Here is a 25181-nt window from a genome sequence, read left to right as displayed (position 1 = left end):
GCGGTGAGTGGCAAGGCTCACTTGACACCGGCCAGGGCCAGGAGGTCCCTCGCGGCCGACTGGGAGGCGGGATCGGATGCCGGGAAGAGCACCTGGAGAACCTGGTCCGGATCCTGCGGAGTCGTCACCGCCTCAACCTGGAAGCGCACCCGGCCGACCACCGGATGTTCGATCAGTTTCGACTCCGGGACCACGCTCGTCGCGACGTGGTAGCCGCTCCACACTCGGGCGAAATACCGGCTCCGAGAGCAGAGATCGTTGATGAGTTCCGCGGTCCGCGGGTCATCCGGGTGCCGTCCGGCGTCCATACGCAACATGCCGGCGAATCCGGCCACGATGGACTCCCAGTCCAGGTGCAGTTCGCGGGCCCGCTCGCTGAGAAGAGCAAATCGAATCGCGTTCCGCTCATGAGCAGGCATCGCGTTGAAATCAGCGAAGAGAAGGCGAGCCGTCGGGTTGGCCGCGAGGATGTCGGTTCGCCGGCCAAGAAGAACCACGGGCAGGCCGCCGAAGGACTCCATCAGGCGAAACATCCCGGGCCGGACGTGTTGCGCCGTCGAGCCAGGGTGTCGGTTGGGTTGGGAGTCGCGCCAGGCAAGGTTGCGCATGTGCTCCCTGGCTGCTTGGTCCAGCTGCAGCACCTCGGCAAGTGAGTGAAGGACCCCTTCGGAGGGAATCCTGTGGCCCTGTTCCAGTTTGACGTAATAGTCGACGCTCACACCGACGAGTCGCGCCACTTCTTCGCGGCGTAGTCCAGGCACCCGCCTCAGCGGCGCCGACGTCACCTCGCCCTCGTCCGGCGCGAGAGAGGCGCGGCGCGCGCGGAGGAAATCGCCGAGCGCAACGTCCTTCACCGCTTCACACACCACCTCTTCATCCGATTCGCTGTGACAGCTTCAGCGTAACCCCGTCAGTCATAGGGACATCTGGGTGACCTTGGCCCACCTGTGACCCGTGGCGCGTTGCTTTTCTGGTTTTCAGGTGCGGGTTCCATTCGGGCCCGTCGCCGCACCTTGGGGGCGCTGGTCCTCAGGTCGAGCGGTAAGCAACCGAGTCGGGCGGGTGAGGGGAAACAGATGCAGTCATTCGATTACGTGGTGGTTGGAGCGGGGAGCGCCGGATGCGTGCTTGCTGCCCGACTGTCCGAAGATCCCAGGACGCGAGTGCTTCTTGTCGAGGCGGGTGCGGCCGAGGGGCCGGAAATGATGGGTGTCCCGTCGGCCTGGCCGAGTCTGATGGGGAGTGCCGCCGACTGGGGATACGTCACCGTGCCGCAGCCCGGCATGGACGATCTCGTTCTCCCCTACCCTCGCGGGAAGGGTCTTGGCGGGTCCAGCAGCATCAACGCGATGGCCTTTCTGCGGGGACATCGTGCGGGCTACGACGGGTGGGCTCGACACGGTGCTGCCGGATGGGGATACGAGGATCTGCTGCCCTACTTCAAGCGTTCCGAACGGGCGGTGGGCCGCGACCCGGCCTACCGTGGCACCGAGGGGCCGATGCGGGTGTCTCCGCCCGCCGATGTCCACCCGATGGCCCCGGCGTACTTCGCCGCCGCCGTCGAGGTCGGTCACCCTGTCTCGGTCGACCTGAACGGCAAGGACGCGGAGGGCGTGTCCTGGCTGGAGATGAACATCGTCGACGGTGCGCGGCAGTCCGCCGCCGACGGATACCTGCGCCCTGTCCTGACCCGGCCGAACCTCACGGTGGTCCCGAACGCGTCGGTCAGTCGGTTGAGCCTGTCGGCAGGCCGCTGCACCGGCATCGAGTACTCGGTCGGCGGGCACTCACACTCGGCGGGCGCTGACCGGGAGGTCATCCTCAGCGCCGGCACGTTCGGATCCGCGCACCTGCTGATGCTCTCCGGCATCGGTCCGGCCGACCACCTGCGCGAGTTCGACATCGACGTGGTGGCCGATCTGGCAGGGGTGGGCGGCAACCTCCAGGACCACCCGCTGGCCGGGGTCACCTACGCAGCGACCAGGCCCGTCCCATCGGGACCCAACAACCACAGCGACGTCGTCGCCATGCTCCGCAGTCGCCCGGACCTGTCGGTTCCTGACGTCGAACTGCTCTTCCTCACCATCGCCTACCATCCGCCGACGCTGGTCGGTCCCGTGCACGGCTACACCATCGGGTTCTCCCTCATGCGCCCGTACAGCCGAGGCAGCGTCCGGCTCGCCAGCAGCGACCCCGCCACCGCCCCGTTGATCCACCCGAACTTCCTCGGCGACGAGCGGGACCTGTCGACGATGGTCACCGCGCTCGAGATGGCTCGAGAGGTGGGCGAGACCCGGGCCCTGGCCGAGTGGCGGGACAGGGAGTGTCTGCCGGGCCCGGTCGTCCGCGACGGTGACACGCTCCGCGCCTATGTGCGTCAGGTCACGGGGCCCTACCACCACGCGGTGGGAACCTGCCGCATCGGCGAGGACCCGCTGGGTGTCGTCGACGCCGAGTTGCGCGTCCACGGTGTCAGTGGGCTCCGTGTGGTGGACGCCTCGGTGATGCCGCAGATCATCGGCGCGAACACGCACGCGACCGTCCTGGCCATCGCCGAGCGCGCCGCCTCGATCCTCACGGGCTAGCGGCGGTGGTGTCCCGTCGCGGTCTCAGGGTGCACCTTCGCCGCGGTCCTCGTCGGGTGGGCGTCGACGCTGCAGCGTGGTGATCGCCGCGCGGAGTTGCTGGTTGGCTTCGTGGAGTCCGTCGATCGCCGCGTTGACCCGGTCCCGGGCGCCGGGCTCGGAGATCATCTTGACGGTGTCGGCGAGGTGGGCGTCGACGGCGACGAGCCGGCCGACCGTTGTCTCGTCGAGATCGTGGGCGATGCGATCCCGGTCGTCGGTCACCATCTCCCGTGCCTGGAGTTGGTGCAGTGCGAGGGCGACCTGACCGGCGATCATCTCCGCCAGGCCCACCTCGGTCGGGGCGACGTGGTCAGATGAGGCGCCACGCAGCCACCCGATGATGAGAAGGCCCAGCACCTCCCCCGCGGCGGTGAGCGGAAGATACATGGCCGGGCCGAGCATGGACATCGCCTTGACCGCGCCCGCCGGCGGGTCGAAACCCGGCTCCTCTGTGATGTTGGGGCTGATCACCCGCTCACCGGTCGCGGCGACCCTGGCGCTGAGCCCTTGGAGCCGTTCTGAGGCGCCCAGCAGGCGCCCCGCGTCGATACCGCTCACGGCGTCGATGGCGATCGCGCCCTCACTGGTGCTGGTGTTGTCGACGACGAGCACGAGGGCGGCGAAGTCGGCCGCGGTCACGTCCTGGAGGAGGCGGACCGCCACCCGCGAGGCCCGGCTGCGTTCGTCGTCGCTGAGCAGGACCCGGGTCATCTCCAACGACGCTTCCAGCCACTGTTGGCGGCGGTGTTCGAGGTTGAGTAGCCGGGCGTTCTCGATCGCGGCGGCCGCGGCGGTGGCCATGGCGAGCACCGGTTCCTCGTCCTCGCTGGTGAACGTGCCCGAGCATCGCTTGTTGGCGACGTAGAGGTAGCCGTAGAGCTGTTCGTCGAGGCGGATCGGTGCCCCGATCAGCGTGGTGAGCGCGGATGCCAGGGGCGGGAGCCCGTGCCGGGCGCGAAGTTGGGCGAGATCATCGACGCGGAACACTTCGGTGGAGTCGAGAATGTCCCCGGTTCCTTCGAGCGCGCACCATTCGTGGGGGTCGGCCTCCTCGGGCAGGCCGCAGGTCACGAGGTACATGCCGCCGTCCCCGGGAATGTCGGCGGCGAGGACGGCGTAGTGCCCAGACACCTGTTCCGCCGCCGACCTGACGATCGCTCGCAGCGTGATGATCAGGTCAGGGGCGGGTTCGTCGCTGGGGGGACCAGCCGTGGGCCGGCTTCCGCCGGCTTCGGCGCCGAACATCGCTCCATCGTAAAGGTCGCCCTCGTCCCACTCGGCGTCACCGCGATCGCCTGCGCCGGCGGGACCGGATGGTCCGAAATGTCGAGGCACGCTGCCCCACTCCCGATCTACCTATAAAGCCTATGGGATGAGTAGGATATTCGAGTCGCGTTTCCTCGGCGAAGGGGCGAAATGAACCTCGAGTTTCTCTGGTACATCCCGAACACCGTCGAGCCCGGGCACCGGGGCGATGAGACGAAGGACGGGTGGGGAACGCTCGACTTCTCCACCGACCTCGCTCGTACGGCCGAGCGGCACGGTTGGGGCGGCGCCCTGATCGGCACCGGCTGGGGCCGCCCGGACACCTTCACCGTCGCCACCTCCCTGGCGGCCCGCACCACCACGTTCAAGCCGCTCGTGGCGATCCGGCCCGGCTACTGGCAACCCGCCCACTTCGCCAGTGCCGCGGCCACCCTCGACCAGCTCAGCGGCGGGCGCCTCCTGGTCAACATCGTCAGCGGTCGCGACAACGTCGCCGCCTACGGCGACACCGAAGGCGACCAGAGCCAGCGCTACGCGCGGACCAGGGAGTTCCTCCAGATCGTCCGGCGCCTGTGGATCGAGGAGAACGTCACCTTCCACGGCGACCACTTCGGTGTGGAGGGCTCCACGCTGGCGCCGCGCCCCTACCGCGTCGGTGACCGCACGCACCCCCGCCTGTACTTCGGCGGCGCCTCGGACGCGGCCGAGCGGGTGTCGGCGGCCGAAGCCGACGTCCAGCTCTTCTGGGGTGAGCCGCTGGCCGGCGTCGCCGAACGGATCGACCGACTCACGACGCTGAGCCAGTCGCTTGGACGTACGCACGCACCTCTGGAGTTCGGGCTACGGATCACCACGCTGGTACGTGACACCACCGAGGAGGCGTGGCGAGACGCCGAGGCCAAGGTCGCGAAGATGGCGCAGAACCAGCGGGTGCCGCGTTCGGACGGCTACCAGCGTCAGGCGGTCGGTCAGGACCGCCTCCTCGCCCTCGCCGAGCAGGGTGAGGTCCTCGACTCCTGCCTCTACACGGCGCCGGGACGCTTCGGGGGTGGGGGAGCCGGCACCACCTGGCTGGTCGGCTCGCCGACCGACGTCGCGGACGCGCTGCGGAAGTACCAGGAGCTGGGCATCACCCACTTCATCCTCTCCGACACCCCTTACAAACAAGAGATCGTCCGAGTCGGCGACCAGCTGCTGAGCCTGTTCGACGAGCCCGCGGCCGCCTGACCGCGCGAGCTCGACCGGATCCGGGCCACGACCAGGAACTAGCTGGTGGTCACCGCGCGCCGGACGCTCTCGCGGAGCAGAGCGCGGCGCTGCTCGTGCAGTTCTGGGGGCTCCTGTGCGGTCGCGGCGTAGACGTTGCTGACCGGCGACCAGGCCATCGACATGGCGATCACCATCGCCAGCACGTCGAACGGGTCTCCCTCGCGCACCAGGCCAGCGGCCTGCGCCTCGGCGATGGCGCGCAGTTTGTCGTCGTCGAGCCGGTCGCGGTCCTCGACCAGGTGACCCTCCGGGCGTCGCTCCAGGCGCGTCCAGGTGGCCAGCCGAATGAGGTCGGGGCGGCGTAGGTACTCGTCGTAGAGGCGCACGGCCCAGTCCGCGAGATCGGTGGCGTCGATCGGGACGACGTTCACGATCCGCTCCAGAGAGCCGAGGAAGATGGCGTCGAAGAGCCCTTCCTTGCTGCCGAAGTAGGCATAGAGCTGCGCCTTGTTGGTGGAGGCCGCTGCCACGATCCGCTCGACTCGCGCCCCGGCGATCCCGTACTGGGCGAACTCCTGGGTCGCCACATCGAGGATGCGCTGGTACGTCGCGGACCCGCGTGACGTCAGGGGCCGATCAGGCATGCGTACAGCCTAGCCAACAGAACAGTCGGTTTGCCAAATCCTCCAGCAGGTGCCTATCGTCAAAACAGACCGAACAGTCTGTCTGAGGGAGAGGGCCATGAGGACCACCGTTGGCTGGCGAACCGAGGGCGGCGCGAGGGCGCTGCGCCGGGCACCATTGGAACGGCGCGACCTGCGCCCCGACGACATCGCGGTACGCGTGGACTACTGCGGCGTCTGCCACACCGATCTGCACGCCATCCACGCCCGTGACGGCGCGGCGAGCCCGCCCCTGGTGCCGGGCCACGAGTTCACGGGCACGGTGACCGAGACCGGGCGCGCGGTCACCCACTTCAGCGCCGGCGACCCGGTGGCGGTGGGCAACATCGTCGACTCATGCGGCGAGTGCGCCATGTGCCGGGCCGGCCAGGAGAACTTCTGCCACGCCTTTCCGACCTTGACCTATGACGGCGTCGACCGGCACGACGGATCGACCACCCTCGGGGGCTACTCCCGCGAGTACGTCCTGCGCGACCGGTTCGCCTACCCTCTTCCCGCCGGTCTGGACCCAGCCGCCGCAGCCCCGCTGCTCTGTGCCGGGATCACCGTCTGGGAGCCGCTGTGGGCCCTCGGCGTGGGGCCGGAGAGCCGGGTCGCCGTGGCAGGGCTGGGCGGCCTGGGCCATCTTGCCGTCAAGATGGCAGTGGCGCTCGGCGCCGAAACCTCGGTCATCAGCCGCTCGCCGGACAAGGCTGACGACGCTCGTCGCCTCGGCGCCCGCGCTCTCATCGTCTCGACAGACCCGGAGCAGATGGCCGCGGCCCGCGATCGGTTCGACGTCGTCATCGACACCATCTCCGCCCCGCATGACCTGGGGCCCTACCTGCAGCTGGTCGCCATGGACGGGACGCTCAGCCACCTCGGGCACCTCGGTCCCGTCACTGTGGAGACCCTCGACCTGCTCGTGGGACGCAAGAAACTCAGCTCCGCAGGCAGCGGCGGTAGACCTGCGACCGCCGCCATGCTGGACTTCTGTGCCGAGCACGGCGTCACCGCCGACGTCGAGCTACTCCCCTCGGCGCACGTGAACGAGGCCCTCGACCGCCTCCAGCACAACGACGTCCGCTACCGCTTCGTCCTCGACCTGGCCGACCTGGACTGACCGAGGAGGAGTCAAGGCCTCACTCGGCCGTCTTGTCGCAGTAGTGCGCGGTGATCCGGCGGGCCGGGCCGTCGACGGTGACCGTTCCGCCGTAGGGGAGGACCCACTGCGGGTCGGTGTGGCCGAGGTCGATGTTGAACACCACCATGGCGGTGGGGTTGTAGTGGTTGAAGGCGCGCAGGATCGCCTCGCGTTGGTCGTCGCGGTAGCGCTCGCGTTCCTCCAGCGGCGGTTGGCGTCCCAGGTCGCTCGCCTTGGCGGTGCCGACCAGGACCGCCGGGAACTGCGCCAGCAGTCCACGTTCGCCGGCGTTGCGCAGCATCCGGAACACCTCGGTCGCCGAGGGCATCTCCTCCGAGGTCTCCAGCAGCAGGACGCAGCCGGCGTAGTCCTCCACCGGGCGGATCCACCGGTTCGCCGCGAGGTTCCAGTGCAGGATCTCCAGATTGCCGCCCCAGGTCGGGGCGGTGACGACCTGGTCGGGTTGGTGCCAGATCCACTCCGGGGCAGGCAGCGTCGGTGCCTGCTTGTCCAGCGACGCGGGGTCGTTCCAGTCGAGCGGGTCCTCACTGAACTCCTGGACCGGGTGCAGGTCGAGGTTACCGCCGGTGAACAGCGCCGCGCGCAGCGAACCCGTCGACACCGGGTGGAGTCCGCCGCTCCGGCCGAGGTGCACCATGGTGGATCCGCCGTGGTAGGAGACGATCCCGAGGTTCCACAGCCAGTTGAGCAGGTTCGTGTTGTCGCTGTAGCCGAAGAACGGCTTGGGGTTCGCGGCGATGACCCGCGGGTCGAGGAACGGCAGGACCGTCAGTTGGTCGTCGCCGCCGATGCTCGCCAGCACCGCCCGGATCGTGGGGTCGGCGAACGCCGCCATCAGGTCGGCCGCACGGTCCTGTGGTGTTGCGTTCAGGCGGCGGGTCGTCGGGTACTCCACCGGCTCCACGCCGAAGTCCTCACGCAGCCGTCGCGTCGAAGCCTCGTGCACGGCCGGGAACATCCCCGGCGCGGCGAACGACGGCGAGACCACCGCCACCCGGTCTCCGGCGGTCAGCTTCGGGGGGACGGTGAAGTCGGGGCGCATGAGCTCATTCAACTGGGTCACGTGACCGAGTTGTCCCTCCGCCCCGTGGCCGCCGGCCTGTAGCAGGAACTCAGGGACGTGGCAGTTGGGTTTGTCGCCGCAGGCGTACCGCGAAGCCCGCCGCCCGTAGCGTTAGACGGACAGGGTGGGGCGGGTGGCGCGCACCACCCAGACGGAGCCGGGGATTCGGACGCCGTGTGGGGTCACGTACGGTTCGAGCCCGGCTCGCAGTTCCTGGCGCTTCTGCTCGACGACCTGCGGGTCGACGCCTTCGAGGTTGAAGGCGACCGGGCCCTGGCTGAGGATGAACTCCGCCGCGTCGGCGGCGTCACGGCCGTAGTCCATCAGCGCTTCGACCGGGGTGAGGGTCACGTCGACGAACCCGGCGTCGCCGAGGATCTGGCGGATGCGGTCGGGCTCGACAAGGGATCCCATCCCCTGCGAGGCGGGCGACGGTGCGCGCATCAGCGGACCGAGCGCGGCGGTGGCGCGGGCGTAAGGCGTGTCGGCGGACCCACCTTGCGGGCCCATGAACACGAACCGTCCACCGGGTCGCAACGCTCGTCGGATGTTGGTGAACGCGGCCACCAGGTCGGAGAAGAACATCACTCCGCCGCGACTGATCGCCACGTCGAAGCCGCCGTCGGGGAACGGATGGACCTGAGCGTCCCCCTGTTCGAAACTGACGTTGGCAATGCTCTGTTCGGTCAGGTCGGAACGGGCACGCTCCAGCATCGGTGCGGAGATGTCGACGCCGACCACCTGCCCTCGGTGCGCCTTGCGGCCCGCCAGCAGTGTGATCTGGCCAGTGCCGCAGCCGATGTCGAGGACCCGGTCGTCCTCGGCGATCGCGGCGACTTCGAAGAGGGCCTCGTTGAAGGCGTCGACCATCGCGTTGTACCGGGCGGCGTTGCGCGCCCAGTTGACGCCTTCCCAACCGTTCCACGCATTGGCCTGCTGGGTGTTGGCAATGGCTTGCATGGGTTCTCCTCCGGCTTTCAGGGGCGGCTTCTGTCGCTCCTGACTAGCCTCGGCTATTCACGTGGGTCGGCGGCACGGGGTCTAAATGCGGCGGAGTGCCTTGTCTGTAAGGAAGAATCGGTGTTTGAGGACAACGATCTTTCTTGCAGAAAGGCACTCCGTAGGTGAAGCGTAGCAAGGGTTCGTCGGGTGGGAAGAAGGCACGCCGAGGCAAGGATGGTTCGGCTGGCGGCAGGGGTGGCGTGGCTGGGCCGCGGTTTCGGGTCAGCTCGGATGGGCACGGGTTGGCCTCGCATGCGGGTGTGTCGATGCTGCGCGAGCTCGCTGAGTTCGTGGGTCTGACCAGGTTCGTCACCCAGGCGTTGGCTGACACGTATCGGGGCCCGTGGCTTCACTCCCCGGGGCAGGTGTTCGCTGATCAGGCGTGTGCGATCGCCGATGGGGCGACGTCGACGTCGGGGATCGCGGTGTTGCGGGACCGCCCGCAGCTGCACGGGGCGGTGGCCAGTCAGCCGACCGTGTGGCGGCTGGTCGACAGGATCGATGAACGGCATCTGGGGCTGGTGCGTCAGGCGCGGGCGAAGGCGCGTGAGCGGGCCTGGCAGGCGGGAGCGGCCCCGGACCTGGAGGCCACCGGTGGGTATCTGCACATCGACTTCGATGCCACGATCACCATCGCTCACAGTGAGAAGTCCGGCGCGGCACCGACCTGGAAGAAGAGCTTCGGGTTCCATCCGCTGCACTCCTATCTGGACCGGCCCGAGATCTCCGGCGGGGAGTCGCTGGCTGGGATCCTTCGGCCCGGAAACGCCGGGTCGAACACCATCGCCGACCACAAGACACTGCTGGACCTGACCCTTGAAGCGCTCCCGGAGTCCTACCGGCCTGGCGTCGACGGTGCGCCGGAGATCCTGATCCGGGCCGATGCGGCCGGGGCGACCTACGACTTCGCCGCCTACTGCCGGCAGAAACACTGCGAGTTCAGCTTCTCCACCGAGTCGACCCCCACCTATGTGGGGATCGCCGACGCGGTGGACGAGCAGCTGTGGGCGACCGCGATCGAAGACGACGGGATCCGTGACGGTGCCATGGTGTTCGAAGCCACACACTGTGTGGATCTGTCGAAGTGGCCGCAAGGCACCCGGCTGATCCTACGCAAGGAACGCCCGCATCCGGGCGCCCAACTCCAACTGCACAACACCACCAGTGACGGGATGCGGCTGACCGCGTTCATCACCGACACCCCGGCCCGTGTAGTCCCCCACCAGATCCAGGGACTGGAGCTACGACACCGCCAGCACGCCCACGTCGAAGCACGGATCAAAGACTCCGGCCACCTCGGCCTGGGCAACCTGCCGCTGGACGCGTTCTGCCACAACCAGGCCTGGTTCGAGATAGCGCTCGCCGCCGCGGATCTGATCAGCTGGGCGAAACTGCTCGGCTTCAAAGACCACCCCGGGATCGCCAAAGCCACACCCGAAACCTTCCGCTACAAAGTCCTACACGTCGCCGGAAAAATCGTCTCCACCGCCCGACAGCTGTATCTGAAACTGGACTCTTCCTGGACCCCCAGCCCCGCGATCGAGAAAGGCTGGACGCGCATCCGTACGGCCTTCGGCTAACACCCGCCGTCCCTGACCACCTCGCGAGCCGCAGAAACGGAGACCCGCAAACCCCCACTGAACAACAACAACCGGCCCCCAACCGCCGGGCCCGCCAGCCTACCCGCAAGCAGCTTTCACAACCACGCAAGCCCAAACAAGAATCGATCACCACTAGATCAATTTCCGTGAATAGTTGAGGCTAGAGTTGAACTCTAGAGATAAACTACAACCATATGGTCGGTCAAGGGCTGGGGCAGGTGAGGTTGTTCGACGACGCGTCGCACGGCGCGTGGGTGATCGGTGGGCCGATGGGTGGGCCGAGTGCGCGCTGTGTCTCGCGGCGCTCACGGGCGCTGTCATGAGCGCCTTGCGTCTCGCCCGCATTGTCCGCGCCGCACGACAGCTGCCGAGGAGTCCTTGGCCGCTTGGGGACCAGGCCCTCTTTTCGGTGCAGGGTGCATGTCCGAGGTCGGTCAGGCAGATCGATACCCTGGCAGCATGGACCTGGATCTGAGGAAGCTGCGCTACTTCGTCGAGGTCGCGGAGCAACTGCACTTTGGCCGGGCCGCCGAAAACCTCCACATCACCCAGCCCGTACTGAGCCGCCAGATCAACAGACTGGAGCGCGAGCTGGGGGTGAGCCTGTTCCATCGGAGCAGCCGCCAGGTCAGCCTCACCGAAGCCGGCGAGCAACTTCTGGAGGAGGCGAGGTCGCTGCTGGCTGGCGCGGATGCCGCTCAGCGACGGGTCCTGGCCGCCGGCAACGGACCTCGGACACTCACCGTCGGTTTCATGGCCGGCCTGTCGGTCAATCGGGCCATCAACGCCTTCAGTGACAGGTATCCAGACATCAACGTCGACATCCGTCGCATCGAGTGGTACGACCAGGCCGAGGTGATTCGGGACGGCGTGGTCGACGTCGCCTTCGTCCGGCCGCCGATCGAGGACCAGGGTCTGTGGATCCGCACCCTCTACGCGGAGCCCCGGCTGGCTGTGCTGCCGGCCTCCCACCGGTTCGCCGGGCGCAGGAGCCTGTCCATCATGGAACTCGCCGACGACCCGGTCGTCATGCATCTCAACGCCTCACCGGCGTGGGACGCCTTCTGCAACACCGATCCACGTCCGGACGGCCGGCACCCCGTACCGGGCCCGGCCATCCGCACCATGGACGAGAAGCTCGAACACGTCGCCGCCGGTCGGGCCATCACCTTCCTGCCCGAGTCGGCGGCGCACTACTACCTGCGTCGCGACGTCGTCTGCGTACCGGTCACCGACATACCGCCCCATCCGGTGTGCCTGGCGGGCCCGGCCGACCGTGACACCGACCTGATCGAGGCGTTCGCGGAGACCGCCGTGGCCATCCGTCCTGCCGCCTGACTACGGCACCTCCGGGGCGCTGGTCTCCACCAGTCGACCCTCGGCGAGCCGCAACCAGCGGTTGACGTGGATGTCGGTCAGGAACCGTTCGTCGTGACTGACCACGACGAAGGCGCCCTCGAAGGCGTTCAACGCGCTCTCCAGTTGGTCGACGCTGACCAGGTCCAGGTTGTTGGTCGGTTCGTCCAGGAGCAGCAGTTGTGGCGCCGGTTCGGCGTGTAGCACGCAAGCCAGGGTTGCGCGGAGGCGTTCCCCGCCGGACAGCGCGCCGACCGGCAGGTGGATGCGTTCCCCGCGGAAGAGGAACCGGGCGAGCAGATGCATCCGCTGCGCTTCCAGCATCGTGGGGGCGAAGGCGGCCAGCGACTCCGCGACCGTGCGGTCTGGGTCGAGCAGGTCCAGTCGTTGTGACAGGTAGGCGACCCGGCCGTCGGCGCGTTTGGTCGATCCGCCCTCCGGGTCCAGGTCGCCGTTGATGATCCGCAGCAAGGTGGACTTGCCGGCACCGTTGGGGCCGGTCAGGGCGATCCGCTCCGGTCCGCGGATGGTCAGGTCGACACCGTCGCCGGCGAAGACGGCGCGGTCGCCGTAGCGCAGCCGCAGACCTTCGCCGAGGAAGACTGTTCGACCGGCCGGGAGGTTGGTCGCGGGCAGGGTCAGCGTGATCTTCTGGTCGTCGCGGACGGCGCGGCTCGCCTCGTCGAGTCGGTCCTTGGCCTCGCTGACCCTTGCGGCGTGGGTGTTCTGAGACCGACCGGCCGCCTCCTGGGCGCCACGCTTCATGTTTCCGGCGAAGATCCTCGCCAGGCCCGCGTTGTCGAGGTTGCGGGCGGCGTTGCTGGCCCGTCGGTCGGCCCGTTCACGGGCCTGTTGCATCTCCCGCTTCTGCCGCTTGACCTCCTGCTCGGCGTTGCGGACGTTCTTCTCCGCGACCTCCTGCTCCAGGCGCACCGCCTCCTCATAGGCCCCGAAGTTCCCACCGTAGAAGCGGATCTCGCCCCGCTCCAGTTCGGCGATACGGTCCATGCGGTCGAGCAGGGCCCGGTCGTGGCTGACCACCACCAGGCAGCCGTTCCAGGTGTCGAGGACGTCCTGGAGTTTGCGTCGGGCGTCGATGTCGAGGTTGTTGGTCGGTTCGTCCAGCAGCAGGACGTCGGGTTGCTTCAGCAACTGCGCGGCCAGGCCGAGGGAGATGACCTGCCCGCCGCTGAGGGTGTGCAGGCGCCGGGTGAGGGAGACGTCCGCGAGTCCGAGCCGATCCAGTTGGGCCCGGGTGCGCTCCTCGATGTCCCAGTCGTTGCCGACCGTGGCGAAGTGCTCCTCACCGGTGTCGCCGGACTCGATGGCGTCCAGTGCCCGGATGATCGGGGCGATCTCCAGAACCTCCGCCACGGTCAGGTCGCCGACCAGGGGCAGGGTCTGCGGGAGGTAGCCGAGAACGCCCTGCACGGTCACGGATCCGCGGCTGGGCCGGTACTCCCCGGCGATCAGCCTGAGCAGGGTGCTCTTGCCGGCGCCGTTCGGCGCGACCAGGCCGGTGCGGCCGGCGCCGATGGTGAAGGACAGGTCCTGGAAGACCGGGGTGTCATCCGGCCAGGAGAAGGACAGGTTGGAACAGACGACGAACGCGTCGGACATGGGAGAAGACCTCGTGGGTGCGTGCGGGCGCGTCGAGACGCTCGCATCAGGAGGGGTGTGTGGACGACGAGAGGGGCCACGGGGGCGCTGCTGCGCCTACACCTGTGGCCGATTGCTCCGGGATCACCCGGAGATGTCGTCCTCACCCAGCATGTCGGTCTCCTCGAGCGGGGATACTCGCCCGTCACGATAACACCAGGACCCTCGGACGAGGCGATCATGGCGATCGAAGTGATCACCCGGAGTGTTCGGCACGGCCGGAGACCGGGGTCGGGGTCAGCGCGCTGATGCCGCCGGCGGTCGGGTAGAACGTTGGGGTGATCAGCCGGCCCCTCCTCGCCCCCGCCACCATCGATGCGGCCGACCTGGTGCTGCGCCCCTTCGTCGAGGCCGACGAGCCCGCTGTCGCCGCGGCCATGCGCGACCCGGGCATCCTGCGCTGGGCAGCTGGCCTGGCGGTGCTGGACGCACCGGAGGCTGAGCGCGGCCGACGCTGGCTGGGGCCGCGCATCACCGGCTGGGAGGACGGCACCGCGGCCTTGGCCGTCACCGACGCGGCCGACGGCACGGTGGTCGGTGCGGTCAGCGTGCGCGACGTCAACCGCATCCCCGACCAGGCGGTCATGGCGTACTGGGTGTCGCCGCGGTTTCGAGGCCGAGGCATCGCGCCGCGCGCCCTGGACGCGGTGGCCCGCTGGGCGTTCACGCCGACCAACGGCGGCGGCCTCGGGTTGCACCGCCTCAACCTCTACCACGCGGTGGTCAACACCGGATCGTGTCGGGTCGCCGTGAAGGCCGGCTTCCGAATGGAGGTGACCATGCGGGAGGAGTTCGTCGACCCCACCGGCCAACGCTACGACTCCCATCTCCACGCACGCCTCGCCACGGACCCTCGCCCGGAGATCTCCCCACCTGTCGATCCGCGACACGCCGCCAATCGCTAGGCAGGCGGGCTTGGGGCACCACCGGCATCGGAACACGCACTACTAGAGCCAGTGGGTGCGCCACTGGTTCTCCGGCCGCGTCTCGTGCTCGGGCCGGGTCGGCGCGTTGCTGGCCTGGTCGACCGCGGTGACGATGGTGCGGGGGTTCGCCGGCACCGGGACGCCCTGGACCGTCACGGTGGGGGTCGCGCCCACTCCACGCCCGACGGCCATGCGCGTGACGTAGGTCGTCCAGTCCAGATACGTCCCCGTTAGGACGCAGGCGGCGAACGGCGGATCCGTCACACCGGCGAGAGCGCCGAGCGCGACCAGTTCCTCGTCGGTGTGTCCGGGTCCCACCTCGGGTGGCTGGTGGGCGAACAGCGCCGCGGCGAACTCCAGGAAACGACCCTGGTCGCTGGCGCAGCCCGAGGCCGCCGAGGCTCGGGAGGAGTAGTGGTTGGTGGACAGTTCGTCGAGGAAGCCCATGGGGTGGTGGACGAGGCTGATCAGTTCCTCGTCCACCAACCGTTCCAGGGTCGGCCCGGACGTCGCCTCGAACTGTCGGCAGAACGGACACAGGAAGTCGATGTAGGCGTCGACGGTCACCGGTCCGACGCCCACGACGATGCCGTCCTTCTCGGTGGAACTGTTGGCCGGCACGTGCTCCGGCACCGGGAACCGCGGCGTCGGGATGGTCATGGCGCCCTCCGCTGCGCTGCTCGCCGGCTACCCGGCCCGGCGTGGGGAGACGAGGGTCTGCGGGTGGAGGTCGAGGGTGTCGATGAGTTGGGCGAGGTCCTCGGCGTAGGTGTCCATGTCGTTGCCGTCCCACGGATCCTCCGAACGTCCGTGGCCACGACGATCGTGGGCGATCGCGCGAAAGCAGCGGGAGGCGACGACCACCATCTGGTCGTCCCAGGCGTCGGAGTTCAACGGCCAGCCGTGGCTGAAGACCACCGGCTGACCCGAACCCCAGTCCTTGTAGAAGATCTCGGTTCCGTCCCTGGTGGTGATCGTGCCCATGAGACGCCTCCACGGATCGCGGCCTTCGATCCGCTTCAACGCTTTCACCGTCGGGGTGTGCTGACCTGGGTAGTTCGCCCCCAGCGGGCAGGGCCTCACGGGTGTGACCGGGGGCTGGCGCGTCGGGTATTGGCGGGTAGGGAGCGGCGGGCCCAGGCTTCCGGTCGGCTTCCCCGGATCAGGCGCCGGCCAGGGTGCGGGCCGCGGCGCCCACCGTGCGTACGGCGTCCTCGGTCCAGGGCCCGTGGGTGATGACGCCGACGTGGTCGATGCCGAGGTCGGTGAAGCCCGCACAGCGGCGGGTGAAGTCCTCCGCTGACTCGCCGGGCGCGAGCCGGGTGCCGATGGTCTTCTCGACGTTGCCGTAAGGGCGGCCGAGCCGCGCGCAGTGCTCGGCCAGGACGCCGAGCTTGTGCCGGACCGTCGCGCCGCCGTCGGGGATGTCGAAGACGTTGCACGCGTCGGCGTACTGGGCGACCAGCCGTAGCGTCTTGCGTTCGCCGGTGCCGCCGACCAGGATCCGTGGCCGGTTGGTCGGTCGAGGGCTGTCGACCGGGTGGGCGAGTTGGTAGTGCTTGCCGTCGAAGGGGGACTCCTCGCCCGACCACATCTGGTGCGCGAGCCGCAGCGTCTCCTCCAGCCGTTCGAAACGTTCGGAGACCGAGGGGAACGGCAGGCCCATGTCGTGGGCCTCCCCTTCGTGGTGCCCCGTGCCGATCCCGAACCACGCGCGTCCGCCGGACAGCGCGTCCAGGGTGCTGATCGCCTTGATCAGGACGGCGGGCGGGCGGAAGGTCACCCCGGCCACCATGGTGCCCAGCCGCACCCGTTCGGTGCTCGCGGCGAGGTAGCCGAGCGTCGTGCAGGCCTCGAGGTGTTCGGTGTGCCCGGGATCGGCGAACGGGTCCGCCTGCACCAGATGGTCGGCCACCCAGACCGTGTCGATGCCTTCCTCGTCGGCGACGCGGGCGATCCGGGTGAGCCGCTGCCCGATGCCGGCACCGCCCTTGGGCCAGGAGTAGTTCGTCACGCTGATGCTGACACGCATGCGCCTGTTCCTCTCAGGGGGCGGTGAGGAGCTCCATGTTGTGGCCGCCCGGGTCGGCGAAGTAGAGGCCCCGGCCGCCGTTGTTGTGGTTGATCTCGCCTTCCCGCGCGTGGAACGGGTCGGCCCAGTAGGTCACCCCGGTCGCGCGGATCCGCTGCAACGCGGCGTCGAAGGCGGCGTCGTTCACCAGGAAGGCGCAGTGGTGTGCTTCGAATCCTTCGGCGTCCATGAAGTCGAGCGTCACGCCGTTGTCCACCTGGAGTTGGACGAAGGGTCCGATCTCCATGCCGGCCTCGAGGCCGAGGACGTCGGCGAGGAACCGCGCCGAGATGTGCTTGTCGTGTGCCGGGACGATGATGTGGTTCAGTTCGACGGTCATCGTGGACTCTCCGTGGTGTCGCGCTGGGCGAACGGTGGCGGTCCGCCGATCGGGGAGAGGTGGACGCCGGCGAGCAGCCACCGGTCGCCGTCGTGGACGAAGACGTGGGTGATGCGGAACCTGCCGTCGGCGGGTTGTCCGTTGTACTCGGCCTTCTGGTCGTGGACGCCGACGCTGACGGCGGCGCTTCCGTAGTCGCGCACCTGGGTTTCTTCCCAGCTCAGCTGCTGGGTGACCAGGCCGCCGCCCTGGTAGCGGCGCAGCCACTGCTGCTTGTCCAGCACGAATCCGAGTGGGCCGACGAGGGTGAAGTCGTCGGTGGTCATGGCCTGCAGCGCGGCGACGTCACCGCGTACCTCCGCGTTCGCCCAGTCTCTTCCCAACTGCTGGATCTGGTCCGTGGTCGTGGTCATCCTCAGCCCCTCGTGTCGACGCTAATCGTAGAGCGACTCTAAAATTAGTCTCACTCCAAGTCAACTGTTATCGTGGGGCGATGCCAACCGAGCCCGGCCTGCGCGACCGGAAGAAGCAGCGAACGCGGACGCAGATCGCCCAGGCGGCGTTCGAGTTGTTCGCCGAGCGGGGCTTCGACGCCGTACCGGTCGCCGCGATCGCCCGCGCCGCCGAGGTCTCCGTCGCCACCGTCTTCAACTACTTCCACACCAAGGAAGCCCTGGTCTACAGCGGGATGGAGAGCTTCGAGGCCGAGCTCCTCGCCGCGATCGGCGACCGCCCGGGGACGATGTCGGTGATCGACGCGTTCCGGGACGTCGCCGTACGCCCACGCGGCCTACTGGCCAGCGATGACCCGGCCGGCCTGGACCGGATCGCGACCGTCGCGCGGATCATCCGGGGCAGTGCGACCTTGCAGGCGCGGGAGCGGGAGATCTTCGACCAGACCACCGGCAAACTCGCGGCTCTGATCGCGGAGCAGTCCGGTACTGATGACGTGTTCGCACCGTGGGTGGTGGCCAACGCTCTCGTCGGCGTGCACCGTGCCATGAAGGATTACCTCCACAGCCAGTTGCTGGCCGGGCGCCGGGACAGGAAGTTGACCGACGATCTGCTCGCGCACGGCACCCACGCGCTCGACGTTCTCGAGCGGGGACTCACCGGGGCGAAGGAAACGACGACGGTGGCGACTGCGGCGAAGACGACTGCGGCGGCGCGGCGGGGAACCTCGGCGAGACGGCCGGCGGCCGGCACCAGACGTCGAGCCGACTGACGCCTCGCCGCCGAGGCTCAGGCCGGTCCCTCGAGTAGTTCGGCGAGCACTTCCGCCTGGCTGATCCGGGGCTCCTTGGTCGCGGTGAGCAGGGTCAGCGTTCGCTTCCCGGCAAGCTCGCGCAGGTGGGCCAGCGCGTCCGCGCGTTCCGGTTCGGTCAGTTCGTCGCGATAGCGGCGCCCGAACTCCTCGAAGCGGTCGGGTTCGTGGCCGTACCAGTTGCGTAGCTGCGTGGAGGGGGCGATCTGCTTGCACCACTCGTCGAGACTGGCCTTGGCCTTGGTCAGCCCCCGCGGCCAGACCCGGTCGACCAGCACCCTGGTGCCGTCGCCGCGTGCCGGTTCCTCATAGACCCGGCGTACCTGCACCTTCGTCTTTCCTGCCATTGCCGACCTCCGTGCGGTTGGCGACATCGCCCGGATCGCCTACCGCGAGGATATGTCGCACGTCTGTCACCCGAACTCCGAACCCCGAACTCGGCGATGGTGGTCGACGTAGGCTGGATCGCGAAATCGGGGGGATTCTCATGCCGAAATTCATGCAGCAGGCAAGTTATACGGCCTCCGGCTCGAAAGGCCTGCTGGAGAAGGGCGGAAGTGCCCGTAAGGCCGCCGTTCACGAGGCCGTGGAGCAGGTGGGTGGCACTGTCGAATGCGTGTATTTTGCCTTCGGGTCAGATGACCTTTACAGCATCCTCGAGCTTCCGGACAACGCTTCGGCCGCGGCCCTGAGTCTGGCGGTCACGGCCAGTGGCGCGCTCACGACGAAGGCTGTCGTCCTGTTGACGCCTGAGGAGATCGACGCGGCCGTCGCGAAGTCGGTCGCGTTCCGCCCGCCAGGCGCCTGATCTCGAGTTCTGGCCATTGCTCGCTCCGCCGTCCCGCTGATTCGCGGGTCGCTCACGGCGTGGACGTGGCGTTGCGCCAGAGGTCGGGACCGAAGACCTCGTAGTGGATGTTGGTCGCGGCGACGCCGAGTTCCAGGAGTTGGACGTGGACCCCGCGCAGGAAGGGAAGCGGGCCGCACAGGTAGGCCGTGGCGTTGGGCGGAACGGGCACGGTGGACAGGTCGACCAAGCCGGTTCGCTCGGCGGGCCAGTCGACCTCGGGCTGCTCGTACCAGACGTGTGCGCTGGCGTTGGAGAGCTTGCCGACGAGCTGTTCGAGGTCGTCGCGGAAGGCGTGGGTGCTCGGGGCGCGGTCGGCGTGGACGGCGACGACCTGTCGTGGGGAGTCCAGGTCGGCGAGGCGGCTGAGCATGCCGATCAGGCGTGTGCAGCCGATACCGGCGGAGACGAGCAGGACGGGGTTGTCGTTCTCGTCGAGGGTGACGTCGCCGAAGGGGGCGCTGATCCGCAGAGTGTCACCTTCGTGGACATGCTCGTGGAGATGGCCGGACACCTCGCCGTCGGGTGCGCCGGTGACCTTCTTGACCGTGAACTGCAGCGCGTCTGTGTGCAGGCCCGACAGGCTGTACTGGCGTATCTGGCGGGCGCCGTCGGGAAGCTCGACCTGCACCGAGACGTACTGCCCCGGGAGGAACGTCGGTAGCGGAAGGTCGTCTGTCGGGCGCAGGAAGTAGGTGACGGTGTCGTCGGTCTCCGGGCGGCGGCCCACCACGCGGTAGTCACGCCAGGTGTCACCGGCCGGTGTGCCGGCGTCGAGGTAGAGCTGGGCCTCGAGGGTGATGAGGGCTTGTGCCATCAGCCAGTAGACCTCGTCCCAGGCGGCTGCGACCTCCTCGGTGAGCGCATCACCCAGCACCTCGGCGATGGCGGCGAAGAGATGGGTGTGGACGACGCGGTACTGGTCGCGGGTGATGCCGAGGGAGGCGTGTTTGTGGGCGATGCGGGCGAGCATCGCCTCCGGTGAGACGTCGGGGTGCTCGACCAGCGCCGCGGCGAAGCCGGCTATGGCCCCGGCCAGGGCCTGCTGTTGCGAGCCGTTGGCCTGGTTGCCCCGGTTGAACAGGTCCCGCAGCAGTTCGGGATGGGCCTCGAAGAGCCTGGCGTAGAACGACGTGGTGATCTCACCGATGGCGCCGCCGACGGCGGGCAGGGTGGCGCGGATCGTCTCGGCCGACGTGGCGGACAGCATGCTCGGACTCCATATTCGTATATGAGATTCGTTTTTTGTGGCATGGTTTCCCCCGTGACGCGCGGCTTCGTTTCAGTCGGCCGGGCTCAGCGGGAGACCCAGCAGGACCGGGCCGGTCGGAGTGGCCACGATGTCCTCGATGGTGATCGGGTCGAGCGCGGCGTAGAAGGCCTCCTGGGCGGCCCGTAGCGCCCCGCGCAGCCGGCAGGCCGACCTCAGCGGGCAGGGCGGATCGTCCTCGCAGCCGACGACGTCGCCCGCGCCCTCCAACTCCCGGACGAGCCGGCCCAGGGACATGGCGCGTCCCGATGCGGTCAGGGCCAGGCCCCCGCCGCGACCGCGACGGGCCTCCACCACGCCCAGGTGCTGCAGTCGGGTGACCACCTTCGCCGCGTGGGTGTAGGGCACGGCGACGGCGCCTGCCACCTGGCGGGTGGTCGGCGCCGCCTCCTCCTCCAGCACCGCCAACCGCATCACGATCCGCAGTGCCAGGTCGGTGCCCTTGGTCAGTCGCACAGGAAGGAGCCTAATTTAATACGAAGCTGAGATTCCAATTAAGCGGGTGTGGGACGCGTCACAGCTACTGGGCGCCTACCTCCGGGCACCAATCTCCGAGTGCCACTTTTGGAGATCACGCCCGGGTGGTGAGCACCCACACGGGCCGGGGAACGTCGTAGCCGCGGTCGAAGGTCAGCTCCCCCTCGGCGTCCCAGCGAAACAGCGCGACGAGGGAGGTGTCGCGGTTGGCGACCGCCAGCCCGTCCTCGAGCGGTTCGAGGTTGAGCGGCCAGGCGCCGTGGGCGTCGACCTCACCGACTCGGCTCGGCCCGTCCGGGCCCACATCGAACCAGGCCAGGGTGTGGGCGCCACGGTTGGCGACCACCACCCGCCCGGACGCGGAGTCGACGGCGAGGTCGCTGGGGTAGACGCGTTCGTCGGGTCGCCGGCTGCTGGCGCGTTCGGCGGCGGTGTCCGTGCCGGTCGTCCGGATCAGCGAGACGTCGAGCTCGCCGGTCGTCACCAGCCCGTCGGGCAGGAGCGCGGTGTGGCGTGGTCCGGATCCCGGTAGCAGCGTCCGCTCGTCGGTGACCGTGCGGGTGCCGAGGTCGACGGTACGGAGGAGGTCGGCCCCCAGGTCGGTGACGAGCACCGTCGTCTCGCCGGTCACGAGGACGTGGTGGGGGTGGGCGCCCTCCTGCCGCTCCGGGTCGGGGCCGGAACCAGTGAGCTGGATCGTGTCGCACGCTCCCGGCCCGCCGTCCGGTTCGAGGTCGACGAACGCGACCTGCCCCGACTCATACATCGCGGCGACGAGGGTGTGCCCGTCCGGGGCGACCGCGGCGTGACAGGCGCCCCCGTCGGGCAGGGCCAGCGCGCCGAGCCGCTCCAAGCCGTGGTCCTGCGTGACCCGCCACGCCACCACCTCACCGCCGGCCAGGCCGTACAGGACCGGAAGGGTCGGATGCCAGGCGAGGCAGGACAGTCCGGCCACCTCGGCCAGGCGGCGCGGGCGGGCGTCCGGGTCGCGGGTGTCGACCAGGTAGATCCCGGCGCCAGGCCCCGAGGGACCGACCCCGGGCCCGGTGTGGGTGCTGTCGCCGCGGGAGGCGACCAGGAGCATCCGGTCCGCGCTCATGCGGCATGCTCCGGCAGCAGCGGCCGGCCGGCGAGGGCGGGTGTCAGCTCCCCGCCGTCGAGGACGAGCGACCCGCGGACGAAGACCCGCTCGATGCCGGTGGACAGTCGGGTGGGTACGTCGTAGTCGGCGCGGTCCGCGATGGTCGCCGGGTCCACCAACGCCAGGTCGGCGATCGCGCCCGAGGCGACCCGGCCGTGCCGGGGCAGCCCGAACCGTGCCGCCGCCGTGCCGGAGGTGATCGCGGCGGCGTCCTGCCAGGAGAGGTCCTGGCGTACGCGGACGAACTGGCTCAGCAACCGGGCGAAGCAGCCGTAGGCACGCGGGTGCGGCGCGCCGCCGAGGAAGATGCCGTCGGACCCGCAGGTCGCTCCCGGCAGCGCGTACTGGCGGGCGAGGTGCTCGTCGTCGCGCATGGACGGAATCTCCACCACCGTCGTGGTCGCCAGCTCCGACTCCGCGAGCATCCGAAGAGCCAGGTCCAGCGGATCCTCACCGCGAGCGGCCGCCGCGTCGGCGATCGTCTGCCCCTCGACGAAGGCGTAGGCCTGCGATCCGGCCAGCGCGATCCGCATCCGCTCCGCCCAGCGCGGGCCGATCGTCTCCTCACCGGAACGGCCGAGCGCCTGCACAAGCGCGGCACGCCGCTCGGGGTCGCGGAGCTGGGCCGCCGCGGCCGCGTTGCCCTCACGGATGAGGTCCTTGGGCAGCAGCACCATGCTGAGCAGGGTGAAGCTACGGAAGTACGGATAGGCGTCCCAGGTCAGGTCCACACCCTCCGCCCGAGCCGTCTCCAGCGACTGCGCAACCAGGTCGGATCGGGCGTGGAAGTGGGAGATGTGCCCGGCGGCACCGCTGCGGCGGCAGATCTCGACCACCTCGGCGATGCCGGTCGGGGTGCTCTCCTCATAGCCGCGCATGTGGGTGACGTAGACCCCGCCGACGGCGGCGACCGGCTCGCACAGGGCCGCGAGTTCGGCGGCGTCGGCGAAGCAGCCCGGCACGTAGTCCAGCCCCGTCGACAACCCCAGCGCGCCGTCGGCCAGCCCGGCCCGGACCAGCGCGACCATCGCGCTCAGCTGCGTGGGCGTGGCCGGTCGCGGGTCGCGGCCCATCACCTCGTAGCGGACGGTGCCCGCGGGGACGAGGTAGCCGACGTTGATCCGGGTGGTCTGGTCGTATCCCTTCAGCAACGCCGCCACCCCGCCACCGCGGTAGCTGGGGTGGTCGCCGTTCAGCGGTCCGAAGTAGTCACGCGCGTAGGTGCCGTCGCCAGGCGCGAAGGAAACCCCGTCCTGTCCCGCCACGACGGAGGTCACGCCGGAGCGCAGCAGGGCCAGCTGGACGTCGTCGTCGAAGACCCGGGCGTCGGCGTGGGAGTGGACGTCGATTCCGCCGGGGAGGATCAGCAGCCCGTCGGCGTCGACGACCTCGGCATCCGGTGCGGAGGTGGCGGAGTCCCCGAGCGCGGCGATCCGGTCACCGGAGAGCAGGACGTCGGCGCGGTACTCACCGTCCACCGGGTCGACGACGGTGCCACCGCGCAGCAGCGTGACCGGCGTACTCGGCTGGGCGCTCATCGGACCTGGTCCACGAGGATGTCGTGGGTCATGTGGAAGTTCCCGGCCGTCAGGCCGCCGTCCACCGGGAGGCAGACGCCGGAGATCCAGGACGCGGCGTCGGAGGCGAGGAAGACCAGCGCGTTGGCGATGTCGGCCGGCTCGCCGACCCGGCCGAGCGGATACCACCGTTGGACGTTGGACAGGACGTCCGGATCGCGGTCCAGCCGGCGCTGCCACGCCCCGGTCGCGACCGTTCCCGGGGCGACGGCGTTGCAGCGGATGCCGTACTGGCCGAACTCGACGGCCACCGACTTGGTGAAGTTGATCAGTCCGGCCTTGGCCGCGGAGTAGGCCTCGTTGCCGTAGAAGCCGAGCCCGTTGACCGAGGCGACGTTCAGGATCACTCCGGACCGTCGCGGGACCATGCCTCGGAGTACGCGCTGGGCCATCAGCATCGGCACCGCGAGCGTGATCTTCAGGTCGCGCTCGATCAGGTCCGGAGAGATCGTGAGAAGGGAGTCGGAGGCGCACGCCGCGGCGTTGTTGATCAGGACGTCGACATGAACACCGTCCCGGTCCAGGTCGAGGAACGCGTCGTCGACGGCCGCGGAGTCGGCCACGTCGATGGTGAGCACCCGCGCCTTCGGGAGTTCCTCGGAGATGGCGGCCGCGTGTTCCGCGTCACGTTCGAAAATCACGACGCTGGCCCCGGTCGCGGTGAACCGGCGAGCCGTCTCCGCGCCGATACCGGCGCCGCCACCGGTGACCAGTACGGTCCGGCCATCCAGTCCTGCCTGGCCGTCCGGTCCTGCCTGATTGGACATCTGGTGACTGCCTTCCTCATTGTGGGAACACCAAAGTATTTCCCGAGATGCATCACAAGATCGACCGCCGGTTTGTCAGGCGGGAACAGGAAGCAGCATGGCCGTCACACCCCGTACACACCGCCGGTTGGCGGGCAGGTCCCTCCTCACGATCGGAGTCGGGCTGGCCCTGGCCGCGATCTTCGCCGTCGTAGGTGTGGTGGCCACGCCCGCGCAGCAGAGCGAGGCCGCGACCAACACACGGATCCCCGGGATCAACCGGTTCGCGGTTCCCGCGGAGACACATCAGGTCGTCCTCGTCCGCACAGCTTCGGCGAGCACCAGCTACGCCCAGGTGGAGACCTGGCGCCGCGCCTCGGCATCGCAGCCGTGGGTGCGCACCAGCGGCCCGCAGCCCGGCCGGGTCGGCTACAACGGCGTGTCGCCGACGAGGGTGCAGGGCTCCGGTAAGACGCCGAGTGGGATGTTCAGGCTGCTCGGTTCGTTCGGGCCGGGGCCGAACCCCGGAACCACGAACGGCTGGACGAGGTTCGACGAGCGGCACTACTGGGTGTACGACCCGAAGGACCCGGCCACCTACAACATGATCCAGCAGCGGCTGCCGGGCAAGAGCTACGCCTGGAGTCCGTCGTCGGCCGAGCACCTCGTCGACTGGGGCGACCAGGAGTACAAGTACGCCACCGTCGTCGACTTCAACAAGGCCGGCACCGGCCGCAGCGACGTCCGCCTCGGCGGCGGGATCTTCCTGCACGCCAACGGATCGGGCGCCACCGCCGGATGTGTGAGCGTGACGGAGAAGTACGACCTCAGCATCGTGCGCTGGCTGAAGCCGGCCGAGAAGCCCAGGATCGTCATCGGCACCAGCGCCTGGCTGGCCGCCACGCCGTAAGG

General features: G+C 69.1%; 26 protein-coding genes. 9 read left to right on the top strand and 17 right to left on the bottom strand.

Annotated elements, in window-relative coordinates; translation table 11 throughout:
- Window positions 1-17: 17 nt before the first annotated feature.
- The gene (locus HEB94_RS53385) at window positions 18-854 is read right to left on the bottom strand and encodes an MmyB family transcriptional regulator (protein WP_192749126.1); all 837 of its coding nucleotides are present in this window, start codon (window positions 852-854) and stop codon (window positions 18-20) included.
- Between the two features lie 222 nt (window positions 855-1076).
- Between HEB94_RS53385 and HEB94_RS06850 the strand changes: the two genes are divergently transcribed.
- A complete protein-coding gene (locus tag HEB94_RS06850) occupies window positions 1077-2585 on the top strand; it encodes a GMC family oxidoreductase (RefSeq protein WP_192749125.1) in 1509 nt (502 codons plus the stop codon).
- A 24-nt stretch (window positions 2586-2609) separates the two neighbouring features.
- Here HEB94_RS06850 and HEB94_RS06845 read toward each other — a convergent pair whose 3' ends face one another.
- Complete coding sequence (locus HEB94_RS06845) at window positions 2610-3872, bottom strand: GAF domain-containing protein (protein ID WP_192749124.1); 1263 nt, start codon at window positions 3870-3872, stop codon at window positions 2610-2612.
- A gap of 171 nt (window positions 3873-4043) precedes the next feature.
- On the opposite strand from HEB94_RS06845, the gene HEB94_RS06840 reads away from it, so the two are divergent.
- Window positions 4044-5120 carry an LLM class flavin-dependent oxidoreductase gene (locus HEB94_RS06840; RefSeq protein ID WP_192749123.1) on the top strand — a complete coding sequence of 359 codons (1077 nt, stop codon included), beginning with the start codon at window positions 4044-4046 and terminating at the stop codon, window positions 5118-5120.
- Between the two features lie 38 nt (window positions 5121-5158).
- On the opposite strand, the gene HEB94_RS06835 is transcribed toward HEB94_RS06840, so the two are convergent.
- A complete protein-coding gene (locus HEB94_RS06835) occupies window positions 5159-5746 on the bottom strand; it encodes a TetR/AcrR family transcriptional regulator (protein ID WP_192749122.1) in 588 nt (195 codons plus the stop codon).
- 97 nt (window positions 5747-5843) lie between these two features.
- Here HEB94_RS06835 and HEB94_RS06830 point away from each other — a divergent pair, with 97 nt between their 5' ends.
- A complete protein-coding gene (locus HEB94_RS06830; RefSeq protein ID WP_192749121.1) occupies window positions 5844-6887 on the top strand; it encodes an NAD(P)-dependent alcohol dehydrogenase in 1044 nt (347 codons plus the stop codon).
- A 19-nt stretch (window positions 6888-6906) separates the two neighbouring features.
- Here the strand turns inward: HEB94_RS06830 and HEB94_RS06825 are convergent, their stop codons facing one another.
- Complete coding sequence (locus tag HEB94_RS06825; RefSeq protein WP_337917496.1) at window positions 6907-7992, bottom strand: S66 family peptidase; 1086 nt, start codon at window positions 7990-7992, stop codon at window positions 6907-6909.
- A 111-nt stretch (window positions 7993-8103) separates the two neighbouring features.
- Window positions 8104-8952 carry a class I SAM-dependent methyltransferase gene (locus HEB94_RS06820; RefSeq protein ID WP_192749120.1) on the bottom strand — a complete coding sequence of 283 codons (849 nt, stop codon included), beginning with the start codon at window positions 8950-8952 and terminating at the stop codon, window positions 8104-8106.
- A gap of 242 nt (window positions 8953-9194) precedes the next feature.
- Here HEB94_RS06820 and HEB94_RS06815 point away from each other — a divergent pair, with 242 nt between their 5' ends.
- Window positions 9195-10574 (top strand): IS1380 family transposase, encoded by a 1380-nt coding sequence (locus tag HEB94_RS06815; protein ID WP_192751886.1) that lies wholly within the window; start codon window positions 9195-9197, stop codon window positions 10572-10574.
- Between the two features lie 480 nt (window positions 10575-11054).
- On the top strand, window positions 11055-11933 hold the full coding sequence (locus HEB94_RS06810; protein WP_192749119.1) for a LysR family transcriptional regulator: 879 nt from the start codon (window positions 11055-11057) through the stop codon (window positions 11931-11933).
- Here HEB94_RS06810 and abc-f read toward each other — a convergent pair whose 3' ends face one another.
- Complete coding sequence (abc-f, locus tag HEB94_RS06805; RefSeq protein WP_192749118.1) at window positions 11934-13571, bottom strand: ribosomal protection-like ABC-F family protein; 1638 nt, start codon at window positions 13569-13571, stop codon at window positions 11934-11936.
- Window positions 13572-13888: 317 nt separating this feature from the next.
- Here abc-f and HEB94_RS06800 point away from each other — a divergent pair, with 317 nt between their 5' ends.
- The gene (locus tag HEB94_RS06800) at window positions 13889-14515 is read left to right on the top strand and encodes a GNAT family N-acetyltransferase (RefSeq protein WP_337917495.1); all 627 of its coding nucleotides are present in this window, start codon (window positions 13889-13891) and stop codon (window positions 14513-14515) included.
- Window positions 14516-14557: 42 nt separating this feature from the next.
- On the opposite strand, the gene HEB94_RS06795 is transcribed toward HEB94_RS06800, so the two are convergent.
- The 5 genes from HEB94_RS06795 to HEB94_RS06775 form a co-directional block, all read right to left on the bottom strand.
- Window positions 14558-15196, bottom strand: coding sequence for a DsbA family protein (locus tag HEB94_RS06795; protein WP_192749117.1), 639 nt, complete (start codon window positions 15194-15196; stop codon window positions 14558-14560).
- Between the two features lie 27 nt (window positions 15197-15223).
- A complete protein-coding gene (locus tag HEB94_RS06790; RefSeq protein ID WP_202896183.1) occupies window positions 15224-15520 on the bottom strand; it encodes an alpha/beta fold hydrolase in 297 nt (98 codons plus the stop codon).
- A gap of 178 nt (window positions 15521-15698) precedes the next feature.
- Window positions 15699-16568, bottom strand: a complete 870-nt coding sequence (locus HEB94_RS06785; RefSeq protein ID WP_192749116.1) for a TIGR03560 family F420-dependent LLM class oxidoreductase — start codon at window positions 16566-16568, stop codon at window positions 15699-15701.
- A gap of 13 nt (window positions 16569-16581) precedes the next feature.
- Window positions 16582-16947 carry a VOC family protein gene (locus tag HEB94_RS06780; protein WP_192749115.1) on the bottom strand — a complete coding sequence of 122 codons (366 nt, stop codon included), beginning with the start codon at window positions 16945-16947 and terminating at the stop codon, window positions 16582-16584.
- On the bottom strand, window positions 16944-17360 hold the full coding sequence (locus tag HEB94_RS06775) for a nuclear transport factor 2 family protein (protein WP_192749114.1): 417 nt from the start codon (window positions 17358-17360) through the stop codon (window positions 16944-16946). Before HEB94_RS06775 ends, HEB94_RS06780 begins: the two co-directional genes overlap by 4 nt.
- An 80-nt stretch (window positions 17361-17440) precedes the next feature.
- Here HEB94_RS06775 and HEB94_RS06770 point away from each other — a divergent pair, with 80 nt between their 5' ends.
- Window positions 17441-18172 carry a TetR/AcrR family transcriptional regulator gene (locus tag HEB94_RS06770; protein WP_192749113.1) on the top strand — a complete coding sequence of 244 codons (732 nt, stop codon included), beginning with the start codon at window positions 17441-17443 and terminating at the stop codon, window positions 18170-18172.
- Window positions 18173-18189: 17 nt separating this feature from the next.
- Here HEB94_RS06770 and HEB94_RS06765 read toward each other — a convergent pair whose 3' ends face one another.
- Window positions 18190-18558, bottom strand: coding sequence for a DUF488 domain-containing protein (locus HEB94_RS06765; RefSeq protein ID WP_192749112.1), 369 nt, complete (start codon window positions 18556-18558; stop codon window positions 18190-18192).
- Between the two features lie 152 nt (window positions 18559-18710).
- On the opposite strand from HEB94_RS06765, the gene HEB94_RS06760 reads away from it, so the two are divergent.
- Complete coding sequence (locus tag HEB94_RS06760; protein ID WP_238361450.1) at window positions 18711-19019, top strand: GYD domain-containing protein; 309 nt, start codon at window positions 18711-18713, stop codon at window positions 19017-19019.
- 52 nt (window positions 19020-19071) lie between these two features.
- Here HEB94_RS06760 and HEB94_RS06755 read toward each other — a convergent pair whose 3' ends face one another.
- From HEB94_RS06755 to HEB94_RS06735, 5 genes are all read right to left on the bottom strand, one after another.
- Window positions 19072-20268, bottom strand: a complete 1197-nt coding sequence (locus tag HEB94_RS06755; RefSeq protein ID WP_192749110.1) for a globin domain-containing protein — start codon at window positions 20266-20268, stop codon at window positions 19072-19074.
- A gap of 72 nt (window positions 20269-20340) precedes the next feature.
- Window positions 20341-20784: an Rrf2 family transcriptional regulator gene (locus HEB94_RS06750; RefSeq protein WP_192749109.1), complete on the bottom strand. Its 444-nt coding sequence runs from the start codon at window positions 20782-20784 to the stop codon at window positions 20341-20343.
- A gap of 115 nt (window positions 20785-20899) precedes the next feature.
- Entirely contained in the window at window positions 20900-21904 is a 1005-nt protein-coding gene (locus HEB94_RS06745; protein WP_192749108.1) for a lactonase family protein, read from the bottom strand.
- Window positions 21901-23484, bottom strand: coding sequence for an N-acyl-D-amino-acid deacylase family protein (locus HEB94_RS06740; RefSeq protein ID WP_192749107.1), 1584 nt, complete (start codon window positions 23482-23484; stop codon window positions 21901-21903). The genes HEB94_RS06745 and HEB94_RS06740 overlap by 4 nt, the downstream gene beginning before the upstream one ends.
- Complete coding sequence (locus tag HEB94_RS06735; protein WP_192749106.1) at window positions 23481-24290, bottom strand: SDR family oxidoreductase; 810 nt, start codon at window positions 24288-24290, stop codon at window positions 23481-23483. The genes HEB94_RS06740 and HEB94_RS06735 overlap by 4 nt, the downstream gene beginning before the upstream one ends.
- 97 nt (window positions 24291-24387) lie before the next feature.
- Between HEB94_RS06735 and HEB94_RS06730 the strand changes: the two genes are divergently transcribed.
- Window positions 24388-25179, top strand: a complete 792-nt coding sequence (locus HEB94_RS06730) for a L,D-transpeptidase family protein (protein ID WP_192749105.1) — start codon at window positions 24388-24390, stop codon at window positions 25177-25179.
- The last annotated feature ends 2 nt before the right edge of the window (window positions 25180-25181 follow it).

Origin of the sequence: Actinopolymorpha pittospori (genome assembly GCF_014873875.1) — a bacterium.
GTDB lineage: Bacteria > Actinomycetota > Actinomycetes > Propionibacteriales > Actinopolymorphaceae > Actinopolymorpha > Actinopolymorpha pittospori.
This window is presented reverse-complemented; position numbering and strand designations above follow the sequence as displayed.